The sequence below is a fragment of the Bradyrhizobium sp. DN3 genome, from assembly GCF_041357655.1.
Lineage (GTDB): Bacteria > Pseudomonadota > Alphaproteobacteria > Rhizobiales > Xanthobacteraceae > Bradyrhizobium.
On sequence record NZ_JAULLN010000012.1, the window covers coordinates 1 to 19,914 of the forward strand.

The following is a 19,914-nucleotide window of genomic DNA, read 5'->3' on the forward strand; positions in this document are numbered from 1 at the left end:
CATCCTGGGCCATCGGAGTCATCCTGAAAGTGAGCGAGAACACCGTCAACTTTCATGTCAAGAATGCGATGCGAAAGCTGGAAACGACCAGCCGTACCCAGTGCGTGCCACTGACTGGTATGGCATTTGCTGATCTCGGTCCACGTCCTCTCGGCTCCAGGAGAAAACTCATGGCGGATGTGCAAGAGGTTGTGCTGTCGGAACGGGAAAAACAGTGCTTGCGATGGGTCGAGGAGGGGAAGTCATCCTGGGCCATCGGAGTCATCCTGAAAGTGAGCGAGAACACCGTCAACTTTCACGTCAAGAATGCGATGCGAAAGCTGGAGACGACCAGCCGTACCCAGTGCGTCGTCAAGGCGCGGCGTCAGCGTCTCATTTAAAATAACGGCCGCGGTTCCGTTGCCGCTGATGCAGATCTAGCGAAATGTAAGGGGCGACTGTGGGTTGCTCCGGCAGAATGCGAAGCGAATTATGCGCCAGCAGCTGTATAGCCATAATACAGGCGCTGTTGCTATGAACGGGCGTGCTTTATTTCGTCGCCGATCGTCACTATGGGGCGCGGCGGACCACTAGGCGAGGTGACATCATCGGCGCATAGCGCTGTTGAAAGCTCGACGGCCGGTTGGATCCCGATGTCAACGTTGTGATCGCTCCCTCCCCCCCTTGCTGCGGACGCGGCGGTCGTATACGTGTCGCAAATTGAAGTGTGGTGATCGTAGCGGCTTAGGTACTGAAGTCGTGGTCATCGCAAAGGCGGCGTGCACGGTGTGGGCCGGGGACGAGATGACGGCAATGATAGTTCGTAAACGCATTTCCAAAAGTGGGTGCTGGTAGACGTTGAACGATACTCCAGCGCTCTGCGGGCTCAACCAAGTTCGGACGATCCTCACGAAGCTTAGCTAGCTTAAGGAACTCCTTTTCGCGAACCACCAATGCGAAGTTGCGTTCTTCGATGATCTAGCGGATGCGAGTCATAAAGCTGAATATGTTTGCGGGGGCGCCGCGATCGGGGTGTTTCTGAGTATCGCTGCGAATGAGATAGCGTGAAGCCCGCGAACGCATTCCACCTCAAGATAGCCCGATGCAGATGAACTGGCTAGTTCTTTGAGTCGTGCGCTATGCTTGCGTAATGAAACGCGTGCCAGATGGAACGATGGTGCGTCCTTCTCTCATCTTAGGTCGTCGCACGGAACGAGTCAGGACGGCTAATGTTCGCGTTTATAATGACGTGACGCTCATCGAGCCGAAGCAATGATTGGCCGATGATTGTCGACCGACAGAACCTGCAGCGGAAAGCCTGTGGGCTGTCTAATTGAAGGTTGAAGTGCGCACGCTCAGGAACATCGATTAGCGAGTGCCCGGCTCCGATGGGGCAGCGGATGCAGAAGGGTGGTCAATCCTTCGTGTTCTGCACTTCACGGGCTGGGAATATCGAGCTCGATCTCACGCGCCACTTCGATGATGCTCTCTGGATGGCGTCCGTTCTTGAAGAGAGCGTATTTCAGCGCTTCAGCGCGGTTGATAAAAAGCCCGCCAAACGCGCCACGTTTTTCGCGTGCAACCCAGTTACCGGCCCGATTTCTGCCGACAAAAACAATCGGCGAAGCGCAGTCACTTGCACGGGAATCGAGGACCTGGATCACCATGCCCCTTCGGTGAGATGACAGCTCATACTCATGTGGAACAATCCATAGCGGAGGTGCTCCGGCTCGCGATCGTAAAGCGACTTCGACTTGTCGTGCTACTCACATCGCAGCATTCGAAACCAGCATCAGCGACTGCAAAGTTCGGCTATTGACCGCCAATCGGCTGTGGCCTTCGCTGGGTGGCAAGTCTTCATCAACCTGGAAGGAATAGCTCAAACGGGCACGGAGTTCTCCTATCAGTTCTGACGAGAACAAAGGGGGCCGCGCGGATGCGCTGTACGAGCGCGCCAACGGCGAAAAGTAGCATGTGTGTGCTTGCGGGGTGTCGCTGTTGATTTGGTGTCAGAGTATGCGGTCGATGCTTAAGGGCTTTAATACGTCCTCACCACTCCGGCTGTTTGCAGATCTTCATTGATTTCGGAAGGGAAGATGTTCACCTTCGGCGTATAGTTGATACAGACGGCAACGCTGCGCGAGATGGAGAGTGGCCGCCCCGAGGATACGCCGTCGGGCAAGCGTCTGTCCTTGATCACGACAACTCTGGTATGCCAGGTGGGGTGACGGGTCGCTCGTTCCTGATCCACTGCCGTCACTCGCGTCCTTCACGGAATGCCGCCGTCCCGCATCCGCGGCGGCGCAAACGGGGTGGTAGCCGAACGATGATTGTGTCACGCTGCGCTCCCTCGCACAGTGTTCAGTGACTTTCCGCAACATCCGCGGCTTGTTACCGTGGTCGAGGAGAGGTAAATGTCGCGTCACATGAAGCGCTGTGTGAAGCCGGAATTCTGCTCAATTAAGGCGGTGCACGGGTTGAATCTGCGGCCGTGGTGGGAGCGTGCCCGCTAACCGCCGGGCCGCATCGCGCGGCTGAACGATGACGCGTCAGCGTTGCGACAACCGCAAGCTGATCGGCCTAGGTATCGCGGACGATCGGTTACCTACCGCCAGCTACACGGCGCAAGGGGAACGATTGATTCGTGACGGTGTGGCCTTTCCCGGGGGAATTGCCTCAACTTCGCGCCACAAGAACCCAGAGGACGCAAAACGCCAGTCGCGAGTTGCTAGCTCGCCTGTTCTTCGCCGAGAGCGCGGACTGATGAGGAGGCATAGGCAGCTGAGACGAGCTTGTAGCAACAGCATGCTTTCTCTTCGAGCAATTTGTGTTCATCGATCTGCAAGACGCCCCGCATCTTGCGAATCAGCCCTTGCTCCTCGAAGCGGATCAACGTTTCGGTCACCCCGGCGCGGCGCAGTCCCAGCACCGAGGAAAGGTAATCGTGGGTGACTGGCAGCACGCGGGCGTCAACAGCTTCACTAGCAAGGCAAATCCAGCTCGCGAGGCGCTGTTCACGATGGTGCCGAACCCCGCACAATCCTGTCTGAACGCACTGAAATGTCAGCGCTTGCACGTACTCAAACAGATGGTCTCTGATCTCGGGATGCACCTTCATGATCCGACGAAGATCCTCGACACGAATTCTGTGCGCGCCTCCGGGGAAGACGACGACAGATTGATGGGTTGAAAGATGTCCTCCCCACAAGAAAGAAGTGCCGACCGCGCCGCGGTAGCCTATCACTGCCGTTTCGAGCATACTGCCCGCGGCAACGACTCTGAGCGAGACGAGGCCGCTCTCCACAAAGTAGACGTGCTCGACCGGCCTTTTTGGCTCTTGCAGAACCATCCGTTCTTTCAAGACGACCGGATCGAGGCACTCCCCTAATGCCGCAAGCTGTTGGATAGAAAGACGCGCCAAGATGACGTTTTTCACAAAGGGCCGCTTCGCGGCACGCACCGGAAGAGAACGCAGAGGCTCCGGTCGTGTGCCGGGCAGCTGCTTGAGAGCTCTATCTTGAGAGCAGTCAAGCACTTGGAGGACGGCGGGCACGCGATCGGTCATGGTCCCTCTCCCGGCAGGAGGCCTTTGCTAGCCGGCGCCTGACCGTAACGAGAACGTGATTACGACCATAGCAACATCTTCATCTTGATTGATGCAACGAGTAACATAACGGCGCCCAAATCCCGCGTTGAGGGGCCTGTCTTTGACGATTTTCAACCAAGCGAATGAAGGCGTTTGCGCCGGCTCGGACTCAAGGCGCCACATTCTTGCTTTTGCACCTTGTCGCTAGCAATACGATGATTGCGTCCACGACATTGCCGTATGACCGGGCTCTACGTGCGTCTTTTCTTGCTATCCCTGATTGAGAGCAGCCAGCAGAGAGTGGAACGGTCAGGTCAACACCTCGATTGCGGGCGCGAGACGAGACCCGCACCGATGCAATCAATCGTCTGGGGGAAGCTCAACCGGAACAGCAAATCCAACCTTTACGCGATCCAATATGACCATGCTCTTGAAGCCCTTGATGTCGCGATTTTCGTAGAAGAAGCGCAGCGTGAACTCCTCGTACTCCTCCATGGACCGCGCGGTGATATACAGGACGAAGTCGGCGTCGCCCGTGACGTAAAAGCCGTTGACGACGTCGATTGATGATTTGATCGCTTTTTTAAACCTATCGATGATATCGGCGCTTTCCCGCTCCAAGGTTACCAGTGCAAGCACTTGAATAGGTCGTCCGACCGCCCTTGGCGATACAACCGACACGTCGGCCTGGATGATGCCCTCCGAGCGGAGTCTCTTCAACCGTCGTTGGCACGCGGTAGGAGAAAGCCCGGCCATCTCGCCAATCACATCTGACGTCAGACGGTTATTCTTTTGCACGATCTCGAGAATGCGGGCATCTATCCGGTCGTACTGCATAACCACCTCCCGGCCTTAGACGAATTTCGCCGCGAGATGACCACTCCGCGCAGGAAATCCTCGAGGGTGAAAAATACGAGGAAATCTTCCGTGACAAAGGCCCAACTTGGATGGGTGTTGTCGCATAGCACTATCAGAGTAGGGATCAGGGGGCCGTGCCGTCGGCATTTTGCGGCGCGGCAGGGAGCGAAGCCGCAAAGCCGGTCTTTCGGATGAAAGATCCGGGCCTTCGTTTTCGACAAAGATGTGAACCAAAGCGAAGCCGAAACGCAGCCGAGCCGTGCCGCGTGATAAATTCGTGCGGAAACGGTATCTTGATTGAGGTTAGCCAGCTACTCGCCCGCTGACGAGCGCGCGCCAAAGCGCCGTATTGCCTCTGAGAGGCGAACCTTTGGGTCGACTTCGTCCTCCAGCTCGATAACAGCCGACTCGCAGCTCATTCCATTTTGCTCGACCCGGTCAGCTTCTCGAAAGCTAGACCTACCATCCTGGCGGAGTGGAGATATCTCGGGGCTGATCTGCGACTGCACCAAACGTAAACATCGTCAAACGGAGTTGCGAGATGGTTCAAATCCAAGACACGCTCGATACGGCAACGTTAGACTCCGGCAGCACATCAGCCGCCGCTGGGCAAGATGAAACCATAGGTCAAGCGGCCTTTGACCAGCACCTGGACGAGAGACCGCAAGAGCAACAAGCTAGTGCAGGTCCTTCCGATCCTACTGTATCGGACGAGGTGGAGGATCGCCTTGATGCTGTCAACCAGCAACCCGATCTGAGGCTTGTCGTCATTTCGAACCGCGTTGCACCCTTCGACCCCAATAAACCCCAGACCGGCGGGCTCGCCGCGGCTCTCGAGCCGGTGGTGGAACGTTCCGGCGCGGTTTGGATAGGCTCTTCGGAGACTCGCGGCGACGGGATCGAGCGGCCCCTGCCACTGGTGCCGACTGGTGCAGGCCACGTCGCCAGGCTCGATCTGCCAGCCGCGGACCATCCTGGCTACTATCGAGGTTATTCGAATTCAACACTGTGGCCAGCATTGCACTCCCTGCCGGACCGGATGTCGGGCTCGGAAGAGGATTATGGCAGCTATCGAAGGATCAACGACTTCATCGCGCGCGCGGCTTTCGACGTACGAGATAGGGACGCATTCTGGGTGCATGATTATCATCTGCTCCCGCTTGGGGCCGAGCTGAATGATCTCGGCATTGAGCGGCCAACCGGCTTTTTCCTCCATACGCCATGGCCCACGCGCGACATGATAGAGTGCGTACCCAACCATCGCGAACTGATGAAATCGATGCTGAAGTACGATCTGCTCGGCTTTCAGACAAACCGGGATCTGAACAATTTCCTGGCCTGCCTGCGAACCCATTTCGGGCTGGAGAGCAAGGATGGCGTTGTGACCACGGAACGTGGCCAGACGCGACTTCAAAAGTTCCCAATCGGTATCGATCCCGAGCAGTTCGCAGCGTATCTTGCGGCAGACCTCTCTCCTGCAGAGGAAGAAAAAGTCTCGTCATTATTGCAAAACTTCCAAGGCGCCAAGTTTGCCATCGGCGTAGACCGGCTCGACTACACGAAAGGCATCGATAAACGGGTCGAAGCGTTCAATGAGCTTTTAACGAAGGAGCCGCAGAGCATCTCGCTGTTACAGATCGCCCCGTCCTCGCGCGCCGACGTCGACGAGTATCAGAAGTACAAGGAGGACGTGGAGAATGCGATCAACCACGTCAATGACGAGCATGGCACCGACGAGTGGAGGCCGATCCACTACACGAATGACTCGTTTAGCCAGGCTGCGCTCGCGCGTCTCTACCGCGAGGCACATGTAGGTGTGGTCACGCCGCTGCGGGACGGCATGAATTTGGTAGCGAAAGAATATGTTGCTGCCCAAGACCCGAAGGATCCCGGCGTTCTGGTACTATCGAAGTTTGCGGGGGCGGCTGAAGACTTCAACGAGGACGAGGCGCTGCTGGTGGATCCAAATGATCCCAAAGAAATCGCAGATGCTATTTCAAGAGCGGCCAACATGCCGCTTGAGGAGCGCGTCAAGCGCTGGCGGTCGATGATGGATAAGATTGAATCCTATACCATCCACGACTGGTCGGCGGACTACGTCCGGGAGCTGGACAAAAGCCGTGTCACCGTTCCGGCTGATCAGTGCCTTATTCTCGGTCGCGGCTGGACCAACGTGGCTTCGATGCCGCTGTACCGGAACCATGCCGAGGCGCTGGCCACCTATAACGAGATCGACCCCGCGGATGTCGCCCTGAAGGAGGCTGCCTATGCAGACGAGAAGAAGGCCTATGACGCGCTAGAGGCCCGACTGATGCACACACAGGGCAGACTCTGGGATCTGCCGATACCCACAGCTTCGCTCAGCGGTCGTCCCGAAGAAGAGCCCGGTGCCGGGGAGGACTGAGCAGACGAGGAGCGCAGCACGGCAGATTACGCTGTTCTGCAGCAGCACAGAGCAACAATCCAGATCTTTAACGCTGACGCGGTTCTTGCAGGTTGCGCAAGCCTGGATGATGACCGGGAATGTTGAACGAGCTGCATCAAGGTATCACGCGAGTGATCCATAATGGAACGGGAGGTGTGCCGCCAACGCGTTGTTCCGTACCCGTAAACGACGCTTCTGCAAGTGGCGTCGGCATCAGCGAACTGTTGGTCGTTCCGCGCCGGAAAGTGGCGGCTGCCTGTTGCAATGGAGGGCCGCAACAGCACCGTTAAAACAGAGCAGCATGGCTCGCACTCGCCTCGCGCCTGCCAAGCTGCTCCGCCAGCAGCGGGCATTCTCGATCGACATCTCGCCCCTTCGTCCGTCGCGTGGTACGCCTTCGATGAAGGACCACGGGCTCGAGCGCCCGTTGCCGCCGGTAGATTCAGGATCATTTGAGCCTGACCCTAGCGACCATAAGAACTACTGATGACAGCTTCGTTTCGTCATCTTATCGAAAGATAGAACCTGACCCGGCGCTTGGACCCGTTTGGCTAGGGGCTCGACCTTAAGACGCGTTGCTACTTAGAGCCGTAGTCAGTGCTTCTGCCCTCATCGTCTTGAGTGCAATCCTCTGAAAAACGCGCTGCTCTTTATCATGACGACCCCCGTCGACAAGTCTGCCAAATGAACTCGCTCGAAAAGCGTTGCGATTGGAGGCGGGCGCGCATTCCGTTCTTGGCCGCTGAAATCGAAAAACCGGTGCCGTCTGACGGACTATCCGGCCACACGCTGTCGGTGTCTGCTTGGCAACCAGTGTCGGGAAGCGGACATGGTGCTGCAGCCGGAGCGGCTGAAACTTGCGACTTTAGCCGGCACGCAGTTTGCAATGAGTGGCCGCGAGATAGCGCAAGCGCTATGTCATGCGCTTGCGTGCTTTCCGCCGCTTGTGCTTGACGCGCCAGGCCTGCGAGCGCAGCCCTTCGACCTCTTCGGGAGAAAGTCCATGAACACGTCACCCCGCTCCGCCGCGCGGCCTTCGACTGCCCGCGCCACCTCCACGGCGCTTTCACAGGAGCAAACGGCTGGAGCCGCCACTGATGACCCGTTCCTTTGGCTCGAGGACATCGAAGGGCCCGGCGCAGTGGCTTGGGCTCGCGCCGAGAACGAGAAGACGCTCGGGGTGCTCCAGTCAGATCCTCGCTATCGGCTCTTCTACGAACAGGCGCTCTCCATCCTGCAGGCCAAGGATCGGATCGCATATGTTTCATTGGGACGGCGCGGACTGGAAAATTTCTGGCAAGATGATCACCAGGTGCGCGGCATCTGGCGGCGCACTACGCTTGAGAGCTATCGCAGCCAGGACCCGCAATGGGAGACCATCCTCGATATCGACGCGCTGGCTGTCGCCGAGAACAGGAATTGGGTTTTTCACGGTGGCCGCTGCCTTCCGCCTGAAGAACGCCTCTGCCTGATTAGCCTTTCCGATGGCGGCAAGGATGCCGCGTCCATACGAGAGTTCGACCGCGACGCCAAGACCTTCGTGCCGGACGGCTTTTATCTCCCAGAGGGCAAGCAGTACGTCAGCTGGGTCGATGGTGACACACTCCTTGTTGCACGGGACTGGGGCGAGGGGACTTTGACGCAAGCCGGCTACCCCTTTGTGGTGAAGGAGCTCAAACGCGCTCGGCCACTGAGTGAGGCTCGCGAGATCTTTCGTGGCGAACCCACCGACGTTCAGACGCACCCCTTCGTGCTTCGTGACAGGGAGGGTCATATTCATGCGACCGGCGCGACCCGCGTGATCAACTCTTTCGAGTACGAGTATGTGGTCTTCCGCCCCGATGGGCCCGTCAAGCTCAATCTGCCGAAGAAGGCCGCGATGAGAGGACTAGTGGGTAGTCGCCTGCTTGTGAAGCTTGATGAAGACTGGACGCCGCCCGGCGATATCAGCTTCGCCGCCGGATCGCTGATTTCGTATGACCTGGCCCAATGGAAACAGGATCCACTGCGCGCCAAAGCCTCGCTTGTCTTCCAACCTGGGCCCCGCCAGGCCCTGAGCGAGTTAGGCGCCACAAAGAATTTGTTGATCTTGACGATGCTTGACAACGTTCAGAGCAAAGCGTTCGTTTATAAGTACGATCAGGAAGCGTGGTCGGCGACGCCGATCCCACTGCCGGAACATACAAATGTCAGCCTGTCAGCCGCCTCCGATGAAGCGGACCAGGCCATGTTCACCGTATCGAGCTATCTCAGACCAACGTCAGTCTGGTATTTTGATGCCAAAACCAAAAGCCTTGAGGAATTGAAGACGACACCTACTGCCTTCGATGCGTCCAATCATGTCGTAGAGCAGCTCGAAGCCACTTCGCGTGATGGCACGTCAATTCCTTACTTCCTGGTGCGACCGAAGAACGCAAGGTTTGACGGCGCAATCCCGACGCTTCTCTATGGCTATGGCGGCTTCCAGATTCCGCTTCTGCCCTCTTATCTGGGACCGGTGGGGCGGCTCTGGCTTGAACAAGGCAATGCCTATGTCGTTGCAAACCTGCGCGGGGGCGGCGAGTTTGGTCCACAATGGCATCAAGCGGCCCGGGCGGCAACGAAGCAGACGACGTGGGATGATTTCATTGCCGTTGCCGAGGACCTGATCCGCCGGAAGATCACAAGTCCGCGCCGGCTAGGCGCAATTGGCGGCAGCCAGGGCGGCCTGCTCGTTGGCGCCGCAATCACCCAACGTCCCGAACTCTTCAACGCGGCGATCATCCAGGTGCCGCTGTTTGACATGCTTCGATACACCAAACTGGGCGCGGGCGCCTCCTGGATCGGCGAGTACGGTGACCCCGCCATTGCCGAGCAGCGTGCGTGGATCGAAGGCTACTCGCCCTACCAGAAGTTGGTGGCGGGCAAGACCTATCCCGTTCCCTTAATTCTTACCTCCACCAAGGACGACCGCGTGCATCCAGCGCACGGCCGCAAGGCTGCAGCAAAGCTTGCCGCGCTGGGCCAGCCTTACTTCTATTACGAGAACATCGACGGGGGACACAGCGCCGCGGCCAATCTCATGGAATATGCGCGTCAACTGGCCCTTGAATACACCTATGCATCGAGGCGGCTTTGTTCTGAGTAAATTCGGTGGACGGGCTGATCGAAGCAGATACAATCGAGACCGTTGGTTATCTCAACGTCTTCACGTTGCTCAGCTGATTTCATCGAACCCAAGGCGAGAGAGCTGACGAGCCGCCGGCGGGCGCGAAGCTCGTCAGATGCGGTACCGGTTTGAACAGCCTCCACCGGTGGCGAGCGGGTTTCCTCTTCCCAAACACAAGATGACGAGCGGGCGGTAAGTTGCCAGATGCGCTTCCTTGATGATTGTCTCGGCAGACCCCTGTTCGTCCGACATGGCCCGGCGTGCGGCTGACATGCAAAAGCGAACAGCTAAAGCGCAGCCCTGCGAGTGTCTTCGTGCTTGAGAAAGCATGTCACGTATCTTCAATGCAGGCATGCCGCGGATTGATGATCCTGCTCCAGGCTGCGCGAAGGAGTTCACCGCCGCCCTGTTGTTCAACGTCGATCAAACCCATCCGCTCTAGCTCGGCTTGGGATGAGCGCGGCGTTTCGAGGCTCTGCAACTCTTCTGTAAGCCGGTAGCGCGCGACGAGTGAAGCGAAGGTCAAAACGTCACGCGGATCTTGAAGCCTTGAACCGAAGTGCCGTCGACGACAGGGCGCTTTCTATCGTTTGCACAATGTCGCGGCAGCTAGAGTCACGCGACAAAAAAACGAGCACGTGACCTGCGCAGCGACGTCGGGCGTCGCTTGCCGCCCGTCTTGATAGACGGGAGACTCTTCGCTAGATCACAACGGTTCACTATGGAGATGCCGCCGTGGCAATGGGTATTGTGAAGTGGTTCAATTCGACCAAAGGTTATGGGTTCATCAGGCCTGAGGACGGAGGTCCCGATGTCTTCGTGCACATCAGTGCCGTCGAAAAGGCCGGTTACACCACACTCGAAGAGGGGGCCCGGGTAAGTTATCAGCCCAAGGCCGGGCGTTCGGGCAAGATGTCAGCTGAGGATCTCCGGGTTGGCTGATCCGACTAGTCTCCGGCAACTGCTCTCTGCAAAGCGTGTTCTCACACCTGTCCGGCGATGCCTTGTCACGCGCGCTCCGTTTGGCCTTTCGACCGTCTCTTCCAGCCATGAGGCTGTCTCGCAAACCGCATGACGGTCTTGAACTTCTGAACCCGTCGACCGATCACGCCGCCAGAGTCACAGGAGTTGCCCGCCCGGTCGCAATGTGGGCGTGGCAAGATATTCCTGCGAGCGGGCCACGAACGGTCCGAACGTACGCTCGTGACCAACACGCCGGGAAGTGCACGCCGCACGGCTCGTCGCAGCTAATAATGCACGGGCTGGTGCTCCCCTGTCCGGGCGTGATGCATGTAGCTCATGAAGGTGCTCGCACAATCGGGTTCGTCCGTTATGGACATACTTGCCGGCTGCGCTGCGGCTGCAGGTCTATTTCTGCTACGCTGATGCCGTGAGCCTTCGAGGGCCGGTGTAAACAAAGCCGCATTGGCTTGATGCGGCGCGGCGAGGTCAAATCCCAGGGCGCCGGCGCTTGGGGTTAGCCAATATAGTTGAGCTTAACGGCGCCATGTTGTTGACGATGCGCTCCTGACCTTGATCCACTGCACGGGAACTGCACACACGGCCGATCGGCGGCAAGTCTCCTTCCAGCTGACCGTCCTGAAAGTGCTGGCCCGCCAGCCTGCCGGGCGGGCTTCCGTTGCCGAAGTCGACGCGCCGTGGAGATCCTGATGAACGCGCTGATCTGCCGGTACAGAGGTCGCCCATCCGACTTTCGTGATCTCAGGGATGAACCACCGGACGGCGATCCCGATGGTGTATTTTTCGGGATGCGCTTGCGCGTTGGATATTCATCTTAACGGACAGCGGCAGCCTCAAAGAACGGCCAGCGCGACAAGTCTAGCGGCTCGATCCGCGGATCGGAGTTGGAGCGTGGCCTCCTAGTGGTATGCTAGGGGCATCCATCGCAACGCTCGGGACTCACACCGTCTATCCGCTGACGACTGGCCTTCCGACGCAGGAGGATCGGCCCGTGATCATCCAGCACATTGCGGAGATCCTCGATCAGCCCACCATAGCTCCTCGTGCAATGACGCGCCGTTGATCGACAGATTGACGAGTATTCCGTTGTCCGTCGCGATGGTCTTTGGGCCGAGCGCAGGCGCTGTTGCGCTCGCGTGCTCATGCTGTTGATCAAGATGGATCTCCAGCATGCAGTAGGTGCTACATAAAGGCTCGGTCCTGCCATACCAATGGCATCGGCGCCAATTCTGGCGCCGATGTCTTTACTCGCGAGCCGACTTCGGATGGGTCGAGAGGAATCTGGAGCTTGGCTTTTGGTGGACCCTTCAATCGAACTTATAGGAGGCCTGGAAGAACGTACCCCAGCGCTCCATACTATACTTCGCAAAAATGCGCGGGTCACCGACGCAGCCGCTGCTGCTGCACAAAGAGTCGCTGTCCTTTTTGGTCCACATGGCCCAATAGCGGCCACCGACCCCGACGCTGATGTTCTCGGTGAGGAAGTAGGACAACACGCCCTCAATCTGGACTCCGCCACCACCATTGCCGCGTTGCTCGTCAAAGGTGGTCTTGGGGCGCAAGAGATGATAGTCACGCCCCTTGAAATCGGTCCATGGCAGGTAGGCGACGTCGGCGCTCAAACGCCAACGCTCGGTCAGCATGGTTTCGGCGCTCAGGCCGATCCGGGGCGCATTCCATTGCGTATCCTCGCTGCCAACAATCCTGTTGTCACCCGGTTTTAGACATCGATTCCGCGGATTAGCGAACTCAACGCAACCGGTCGAATCCGAGCTCTGGCCGTAATAGGTCCAGCCTAGAAATCCACCGACCTTGTAGTTCGTGCCGCGCAAGAAATCGTATCCGACATCGGCCGTGTAATATGTGAACTTTCCGTTTGACTCATCTGAAAGGGTGTTCTGGTAGGACCGTTCCTTGTGGGGCAACCAGTCTTCATCATTCGACTTCCCTTTGTTGAAGCCCCCGATACCCAGATTGCTCTTCAGGAACACTCCCCAGGGACTGTCAACACGGCCGAATAACTCCCCGGAAAATCCGTCCAGTCCATGATAAGTGAGCCTCGATATGAGCATGCTGGGGTCTTCAACCCCACCATACCGTGCTGCGCTGTGATCCCATTGGAATCGTCCCCGGCTCAGCCAGAGCCGCGAGCCGCCTTCGAAGGACCAGCCGGGCGCGTAGGAAATGGATCGTACGCTGCCGGCTGATTTCGCATACAGCGGCGCATCGGACCATTGTGCGGCCCCAAGGTCCGCACCGAAGTGGTAGTTCAGACCAATCTTTCCGATGTGGTAGTTGCTGGACAGGTTGGTTGTGTTCGCCGGCAGAATTGCAAACGGCGGAAACTGCACTGTCGAAGCCGTCGCGACACTCGGCCCGCCAAAATGCAGATAGTCATATTCGACGTTCACCGACCATGCAGGCGTTAGGGCTTGCTCGACGCCCAGCCCGATGATGCCACCGACCCGACCATAGTCGAAATGGGTTTTCTCCTGTGGCAAGTCGCCGCCTTCAAAGTTGTTGACGACGTCGCCCCGATTGTTTTGCCAGGCTAGGCCTGCCTTGAGATAGGCCAGCGTGTGCCCGAGCGCGCCAAAGGCGTAACCAACGCGACCGGTACCGGTGGCAAAGAGGCTCGGACCTGCCTTGCAGTTTGCGCTTACAACGAAGCCGGAGGCGGCGAGGCAGGTGTTTGTGCCGTCGGCAACAGCTGCGCTGGCATCCAGCTCGATGCCAAACACCCAGCTGTTGTTCTGCCAGTTGTAACCAATCTGGCCACCTGCAAGGAACGCCGGGGTATCGACGATGCCGCCATATATTGATGGGCCGTGCGGATTGCTGAAGGAGGTTCGGCCGTACCCACCGCCAGCATGCCCGCCAATATAGCCTCCAGACCAGTTCCACACGGCCTGTGGCAGTTTAAGTTGTGGCTCAAGGTCCGCCGGCTTGGCCGCGCTGCTTGCGACGAGCGCAATTGTTGTCGCACCACAAAAAATAATTCTCGATCGCATCAAAGTTTGCCCTGCACTTCCCAGTTCACGACCCGGCTCCTTAAGTATCGCCGCACGACAAATCGTCGGAGCAGACCAGACACGCGGTAACGCGCGCCAGAGCCATCCCGAAGATCACCGCACGACGATTGGTGATGATGTCCCGAACGAAGCAAACCGCGTGCCGAACTGAATTCGTACATTCGCAGAAGTTTCGTAAGAGTGTCTCGCGTCAGCTTCCTGACACTGGTCTCAAGGCTGACAATCGAAGCGTGCGAACGAGAAACACGGTCGCAGCCACTACTCGGCAGGCTTGGATCGGAAGAGATACACAGGCGACGTCAAAATCGGTTTGGCCCGCCGGCTGTAGTCCAGTTTCACGAGGACGGATTTCCTGCGCGTATGCTTCCGTTTCACGAAGATGCGGCCCACCAGCAGGAAGCGCTCGGCATCTGCGTCTTGCGGCTTACCGCAAATTCCCTTGCAGTAAATGGCAATCCGCTTTCGGCTTTGCCGTAGTGAGTTTTTGTACGTGGCCGGCTCAGCCGGGGCAGGCGGTTTATTGTTCCCAGGAATGCCCGAACCCGCCAGCTGCCGACGTTTTCGACCTGCGACGCGATCAAGGCTATTTCGTGGGAGGCAATGTGAGCGAAGTGCTGGCCGGTGCCATGCCAGGTATTCCGCTGCGATGGACGACGGGCATGTCGCATATCGAGCTCAAAAACGGTTTGATGAGCCATCAGAAATACCGGAACTACACCAATCTGATGGAGGCGGAGCTCGCCGCGCTTAAGGACCTCGGCTGCACCATCGATCGGCGCAATTTCTTCGGCTACTCACTGTACGGCAGCGGCCAGAATCTGGTGAACGACAACCCCTTCTTCAGCCGCAACGCCGGTCGTACCGCCTGCCTTCCGAATACCGACAACACGGCCACGCTCGAACTGGGATTGCACGTGTTATGGCAGTACGGTGGTTCAGCGCGCCGACCTGCTTTCACGCGGCGTCGGGGGCGCCGGCATCCGTGTCGACGGCGGAAACAATTCAATAGCAATCCTGCCCGGGACTCGCGTCGATGCGGACGGTGCCAATGGGCGCGCGGTCATGTTCATCTACGGCAAGAATCACATATTCACCCAGCGTGGTGACGTGCAGGCTGTCGCCAACCATGGCATCGCCGCAAGCTTCGATTTCGGCAACAACGCGTTAGGGAATCGCGTCGAGTACCGTGGCTTGTACATTCACACCGCGGGCAATGAACCGGCCCCAATCCTCGATGAAATCAATGGTCCGCTGGTCAGCACGTTCGACCTGACCGGACGTCTGGCTGGCAACTATGCGGCGATGTACATGTCGAACAACGCTTATGTGGGCCAGGTCAACGTGATGCGTGGGGCGGTGCTGTCAGGGCACGTCCGTTCAGATTACGCCCAGGTTGATGGGAAGGTGCGCCCGCGGCTAACAAAGTTGACGTTCGGTATGACACCCGATGCGAGTGGCCACTCTACAGGGCAGCCAGACCCAAGCTTTGCATTTCGCTATGATGGCAATATCGTCGGACGCAACAATCTGTCATTGTAATTGTTGGGCGGCAGCTCGTTTTTTTACCGCCCATCATGAGGTGTACGACGCGAATATCGAAGGTACAACGTTGGCTCCGATTACGATGCACGCACCTTCCAGATCTTCGTTAGAGCTGGGTTACAAGGCTCACGTCAGCGACCATTCCTTGATCGAGCCCTATGCCAATCTCGCCGATGTTCGGAGCAAAACGGACGGTTTTAGCGAGAAGGGATGGAGCGGAGCGACCCTTGATATTCGCACCGACACAATGGAAACGACTCTCTCTACCGTCGGCATCCGCACCACTAACAACCTTCAGCTTGGGCACGTAACCTCGACAGCACGAACCGACCTTGGCTGGCGCAATGCCTTTGGGGACTACATTCCACCGTCAACAGGCAGCTTCGCTGGAGCGAGGCCTTCAATAATCTCGGCTTGCGCGACCGCGAGGCTTCAGTTTGGATCTGGCCCGTTTCCGATCTGAGTGATATTTCCAAAGCGGCCCAGTTCAATTGTGAAATCCGCGCTGCCGACGCCACCAGCGAGCCCGCAGCTGCAACTCGCCGCTATCGTACACGCGGGGGTGCAGGGTATTGAAGAAGAACTGCCATCTGATGCAACCACCGAGGACCTCTCACTTCTTGATCCATCGGTTCTGGCACAGCGTGGATACTGCAGGCTGCCGACGTCGTTGCCCGAAGCTCTCGATCCCTTGTTGGCAAATCAACCCGTAATCGAATGGTTCCCGCCCGGCTTCACCGAGACCTATGCAAAGCACAAGAAGGCAGAGATTGCGTTCGTAGAGGCAAGACCCAACAGGAGATCTGCAGCCTGTATGAGCAGGTCTACTGAGTAACGGAGAATCCATTACCGGTTTGATCGGGCTTCTTCGGAGCGCAACTCCCGTAAGCATTTGCTTCAGGAACGATACTTCGTCACGTCGAGAGCGGCTCACTGCGTCGAAGTCCAATCAGCTCCGGCTCAGCAGCACGAGACAATCCCTGTGTTGACCAACTCGGGAGACACAGATGAAGTCACTTTCCGCTCCGTCGACTGCAGAACGACGCAATCTGAAAATCTGCCTCCGACAAGGCCGGCGGGAGGGGTAGACCGTCGCGTCGTCATGGTCCCGCGTCATGGCGCTCCATCGGTACTGCTACCCCGCCGATCAGCCTCAGTAACCGCTTGTTCTGGACTTGCACAAAATCGGCCATAGCATACCCTCTCACTCTTGTAGTTGGCCAGCGCTTGAACCAATCGCGACGCCGCATGCTCCTTCCAGTCCACTTCGATGCCGAGCGACCTCAGCGACAGCTCCACCAATTCGATAGCGCGCTCCTTGTTGCCGATTGCGTAATAATACTGAGCGACCGCCTCATACGAGTTTATTTTCAAACCGCTACCGGCGGGAGGGTTGAGCTTGAGGACACGCTCCGACAAGTCTTTCCCGATAGCGAGGCGCTCGGCCGATGGAAAGTCGGAGTTATCCTTAGATGGATCAAAGAGTTCGCGGATTGCGTACGCCATCCAAAGTTCCGAATTTCTGTCGATCGCATCCCGAACCAGTTTGCGCATGACCGAGATCCCTTGAACGTCATGCATTTTATGAAGCAGAACATCCACCTGTTGCGTGCGTAAGGTGATGTCGTCAGGCATTGCACGAAGAGCCTGCTCGATGATCGAAAGCGCACCAGCCCAATTCTCGGCCTTCATGGCTGACGTGAGTTCGTCCAGCATTGCAAATCTGCGCGCAACCTGTTCATTTTGAGTGATCCGGCGCCTTTCTTCGAGCTCAGCTTCGTTGCTATCCCGCCACGTGCCTTCGAGAATCTTGGGCAAGAGATCATCGAGGCGCGACGGGTGATCTATCATCGCGATTAGACCGTCACGATCGATCACAAAAGAGACAGGTATGGTGGGAGAGGTGCTCGGCTTCAGCCAGAGCTTGTTCATTTCTCCACTATCGTTGAGCGCGATCCTGTAGTTCAGGTTGGGGACCTTTGCGTTCAACCATTTTTCCAACCTCGCTTTAGCCGCATCAGCGGTTGGGCCTCTTTCTGCAGCTGCTACGCCGACCACATCAACCGCACGATCCCGGTATTTCTCTTGTAGCTGCACCAGGCCTGACATCGCCTTCGCACACGGCCCACACCAGGTCGCAAAGAACTCGACGATGTAGACTCTGCCAGGTTCAAACTTCGCTAGCGGCCGTCCGCGCACCCAGCTCTCAACCGCGAGCGCAGGAGCCGGGGAACCGATTGTAAGCGCGGCGGTGGCCTGCGGCAGCGCTGCCAAAGCTACTATCATTTCGTACACCATCCTCGCTCTTCTGCAGACGAGCCATCAGGTCACCCGGGTTGGAATGACAGCACGCCGTGCGTGGCTCGCAGACATCCACTTTGCCATTCAGCTGGGCATCAGCAAGCGCTGTGCCAGCGCTGTACGTTCGGGTGAACGCGAGCTTGCTTGTGACCAGGCTCGTGATCGAATTACTTCATCATCGCTTCGGCTTCTGCACGAAAAGCCCGGCGCGAGGCCTCTCGTGAATAGAACATGTGGCCCCCCGGAAAGACGACGAGTTTGACACGCGGTGCGGAGGCAAATGGCGGCAATTGATCGAGCACGATCTGTGATCCGAAATACGGCGTGACGAGGTCAAACAGGCCGTGCGCGACCAGCAATTTCATGTTCCGGTCCGTCGCCAGGATCTGGCGCAGCTCCGAAAGTGACTCCGGAGGGCTGCGGCCGAAATCCCAGGCCCGCCCGACCGTGTCATTGAGGAGCTCATAGGACCCGTCCGGCCGCCAGTTAAGCTTGCGCGCAAGCAGATCGACAGTGGCGCTGGTCAGAGGTGCCAACAGCGTATCGCTCGAGGGATCGCCGGAAAGGTGGAAATCGGACTCAGGATATGGATCGAGGCCACGCACCGAGGCGTCATAATTGCCGATTAACTTGCCGTTCTTACGGTCGAATTCACGGCGGAACTCGGGGAGTTCGAAACGCCCGGCGAGCCTGCGGCTGACCGCCTGGTCGATGCCAGTCAGCGCCGCGGACTTGTCGGCCAGACGCGTGGTCGCTTCCTTGTCGGCCTGGCCTTTGATGAGATCGACCAGAAACTCGCCGCGTGCATAAGCTTCCACGTCGGCGAGATCGGCTCGGTTTACCGGACCCTCGGCTTCACGCCGGGTCGCAACATAGCTTGGCAGCCTTGCGACGTATTGCAGCAAGCTCCTGTGGGCACTGTAGTCGAACAGTGGCGAGACCATGATCAGGCCCTTGACGCCTATGCCCTGCCGCAGCTGCAATTGGCGGACAACCTTTGGCCCGCGAATGCCGCCATAGCTTTCACCCGCGATGTACTTCGGCGACAACAGCCGGTCATGCTTTTCGAGCCAGCGGCGGACCACCAGAGCGAGCGAGTTGACGTCGCCCTCAACGGAATAGAGCCGCTTGCGCACATCATCGCCGGTCGCCACGAAACGGCTGTAGCCGGTGCCTACGGGGTCGAGAAACACCAGATCGGTAAAATCGAGCCAAGTTTCCGCGTTTGGCCTCACTTCCGGAAATGTCGATGGCGTGACCTCGTCAGCATTGATCGGCAGCCGCCACGGTCCGGCATTGCCAAGCTGCAGCCAGGCCGATGATGAGCCCGGTCCGCCATTGAAGAAGAATGTTACCGGGCGCGTGCCGCGATCGGTGCCGTCGAGTTGATAGGAGGTATAGACGATGTCGGCCTGTGGCTCGCCCTTGTCGTCGAACAGGCGGATGGAGCCGGCGGTCGCGACAAAAGAAAGCGTTCGCCCAGGGAGCTCAAGCGTGTGCCTAGTACTGGAGTCCGGCGGCAGGCGATGCTGCTCGCTCGGCGACAGCATACCCGGTGTTTGGCCAGCGCCACCCTTCTGGCCGGCCGGCGTCGTGACCTGGGTGGGCGGAGGCGGATCTGCGGCCCGCGCGCTCTCCATTAACCCGCAGGCAAACAGGATCAGCGCAAGAGAGGTGCGGCACGACGCGATCAACTGCATCGAGTTTCTCCTGTCCCGGCGCGCACTTTGCTGCGCGAGGCGTGTCCGTCAAAGCGGCTCTAACCATTAGCTCCGACCGGGGAACAACAAAGCTACTAGATCCAGTAGTCATCACCATTGCCGAGTGCCCTATCAATCACGGTGCGAAACCCGTCATTCCAAACAAATCTAACAGAGTGCCCCTCCACAGCTTCAGCAAACGCGCCTACAGAGGGCGCAATGTTATCGAGGGCTGCTTTTGCCGGCTCAAGGATTTCCGGCGCGTTGCAACTCGCTACGACAAACTTGCGAGAGACTTCTTGGCTGCCGTGTACACCTCGCCGCCATCGTCACCTATTGGATCAATTGAGTCTGAACCGTAA

The 19,914-nt window shown here is 58.1% G+C and carries 13 protein-coding genes and 2 pseudogenes; 9 read left to right on the plus strand and 6 right to left on the minus strand.

Features of this window, described 5'->3' with window-relative positions:
- A partial coding sequence (locus tag AAE027_RS18805; protein ID WP_370987165.1) for a LuxR family transcriptional regulator occupies window positions 1–380 on the plus strand: 380 nt, incomplete at its 5' end.
- Window positions 381–1,415: 1,035 nt separating this feature from the next.
- On the opposite strand, the gene AAE027_RS18810 is transcribed toward AAE027_RS18805, so the two are convergent.
- From AAE027_RS18810 to AAE027_RS18820, 3 genes are all read right to left on the minus strand, one after another.
- Window positions 1,416–1,646, minus strand: a complete 231-nt coding sequence (locus tag AAE027_RS18810; RefSeq protein WP_370987164.1) for a hypothetical protein — start codon at window positions 1,644–1,646, stop codon at window positions 1,416–1,418.
- Between the two features lie 1,061 nt (window positions 1,647–2,707).
- A complete protein-coding gene (locus tag AAE027_RS18815) occupies window positions 2,708–3,544 on the minus strand; it encodes a Crp/Fnr family transcriptional regulator (protein ID WP_370987163.1) in 837 nt (278 codons plus the stop codon).
- Between the two features lie 381 nt (window positions 3,545–3,925).
- Window positions 3,926–4,402 carry an Lrp/AsnC family transcriptional regulator gene (locus tag AAE027_RS18820; RefSeq protein ID WP_370987162.1) on the minus strand — a complete coding sequence of 159 codons (477 nt, stop codon included), beginning with the start codon at window positions 4,400–4,402 and terminating at the stop codon, window positions 3,926–3,928.
- Window positions 4,403–4,964: 562 nt separating this feature from the next.
- Here AAE027_RS18820 and AAE027_RS18825 point away from each other — a divergent pair.
- The 3 genes from AAE027_RS18825 to AAE027_RS18835 all read left to right on the plus strand — a co-directional run bounded on the left by AAE027_RS18825 (window position 4,965) and on the right by AAE027_RS18835 (window position 10,938).
- Window positions 4,965–6,827: an alpha,alpha-trehalose-phosphate synthase (UDP-forming) gene (locus AAE027_RS18825; RefSeq protein WP_370987161.1), complete on the plus strand. Its 1,863-nt coding sequence runs from the start codon at window positions 4,965–4,967 to the stop codon at window positions 6,825–6,827.
- A gap of 850 nt (window positions 6,828–7,677) precedes the next feature.
- Entirely contained in the window at window positions 7,678–9,975 is a 2,298-nt protein-coding gene (locus tag AAE027_RS18830) for a prolyl oligopeptidase family serine peptidase (RefSeq protein WP_370987160.1), read from the plus strand.
- 756 nt (window positions 9,976–10,731) lie between these two features.
- Window positions 10,732–10,938 (plus strand): cold-shock protein, encoded by a 207-nt coding sequence (locus AAE027_RS18835; protein WP_208753010.1) that lies wholly within the window; start codon window positions 10,732–10,734, stop codon window positions 10,936–10,938.
- A 1,346-nt stretch (window positions 10,939–12,284) separates the two neighbouring features.
- Here the strand turns inward: AAE027_RS18835 and AAE027_RS18840 are convergent.
- Window positions 12,285–13,988, minus strand: coding sequence for an outer membrane beta-barrel protein (locus tag AAE027_RS18840; RefSeq protein WP_370987159.1), 1,704 nt, complete (start codon window positions 13,986–13,988; stop codon window positions 12,285–12,287).
- 623 nt (window positions 13,989–14,611) lie between these two features.
- Between AAE027_RS18840 and AAE027_RS18845 the strand changes: the two genes are divergently transcribed.
- The 4 genes and pseudogenes from AAE027_RS18845 to AAE027_RS18860 all read left to right on the plus strand — a co-directional run.
- The gene (locus AAE027_RS18845; protein ID WP_370987158.1) at window positions 14,612–15,115 is read left to right on the plus strand and encodes a hypothetical protein; all 504 of its coding nucleotides are present in this window, start codon (window positions 14,612–14,614) and stop codon (window positions 15,113–15,115) included.
- A complete protein-coding gene (locus AAE027_RS18850) occupies window positions 15,072–15,548 on the plus strand; it encodes a hypothetical protein (RefSeq protein ID WP_370987157.1) in 477 nt (158 codons plus the stop codon). The genes AAE027_RS18845 and AAE027_RS18850 overlap by 44 nt, the downstream gene beginning before the upstream one ends.
- Window positions 15,549–15,633: 85 nt before the next feature.
- Window positions 15,634–16,014, plus strand: coding sequence for an autotransporter outer membrane beta-barrel domain-containing protein (locus AAE027_RS18855; protein WP_479714233.1), 381 nt, complete (start codon window positions 15,634–15,636; stop codon window positions 16,012–16,014).
- A pseudogene (locus AAE027_RS18860) lies at window positions 15,936–16,382 on the plus strand (glutamine synthetase); the annotation flags it as partial. The gene AAE027_RS18855 and the pseudogene AAE027_RS18860, both read left to right, overlap by 79 nt.
- Before the next feature lie 282 nt (window positions 16,383–16,664).
- Here the strand turns inward: AAE027_RS18860 and AAE027_RS18865 are convergent.
- Window positions 16,665–17,849, minus strand: coding sequence for a TlpA family protein disulfide reductase (locus tag AAE027_RS18865; protein WP_370987155.1), 1,185 nt, complete (start codon window positions 17,847–17,849; stop codon window positions 16,665–16,667).
- 170 nt (window positions 17,850–18,019) lie between these two features.
- Window positions 18,020–19,552: a S10 family peptidase gene (locus AAE027_RS18870; RefSeq protein ID WP_370987154.1), complete on the minus strand. Its 1,533-nt coding sequence runs from the start codon at window positions 19,550–19,552 to the stop codon at window positions 18,020–18,022.
- A 134-nt stretch (window positions 19,553–19,686) separates the two neighbouring features.
- Here AAE027_RS18870 and AAE027_RS18875 point away from each other — a divergent pair.
- Window positions 19,687–19,901, plus strand: a pseudogene (locus AAE027_RS18875) (transposase); the annotation flags it as partial.
- Window positions 19,902–19,914: the final 13 nt, after the last annotated feature.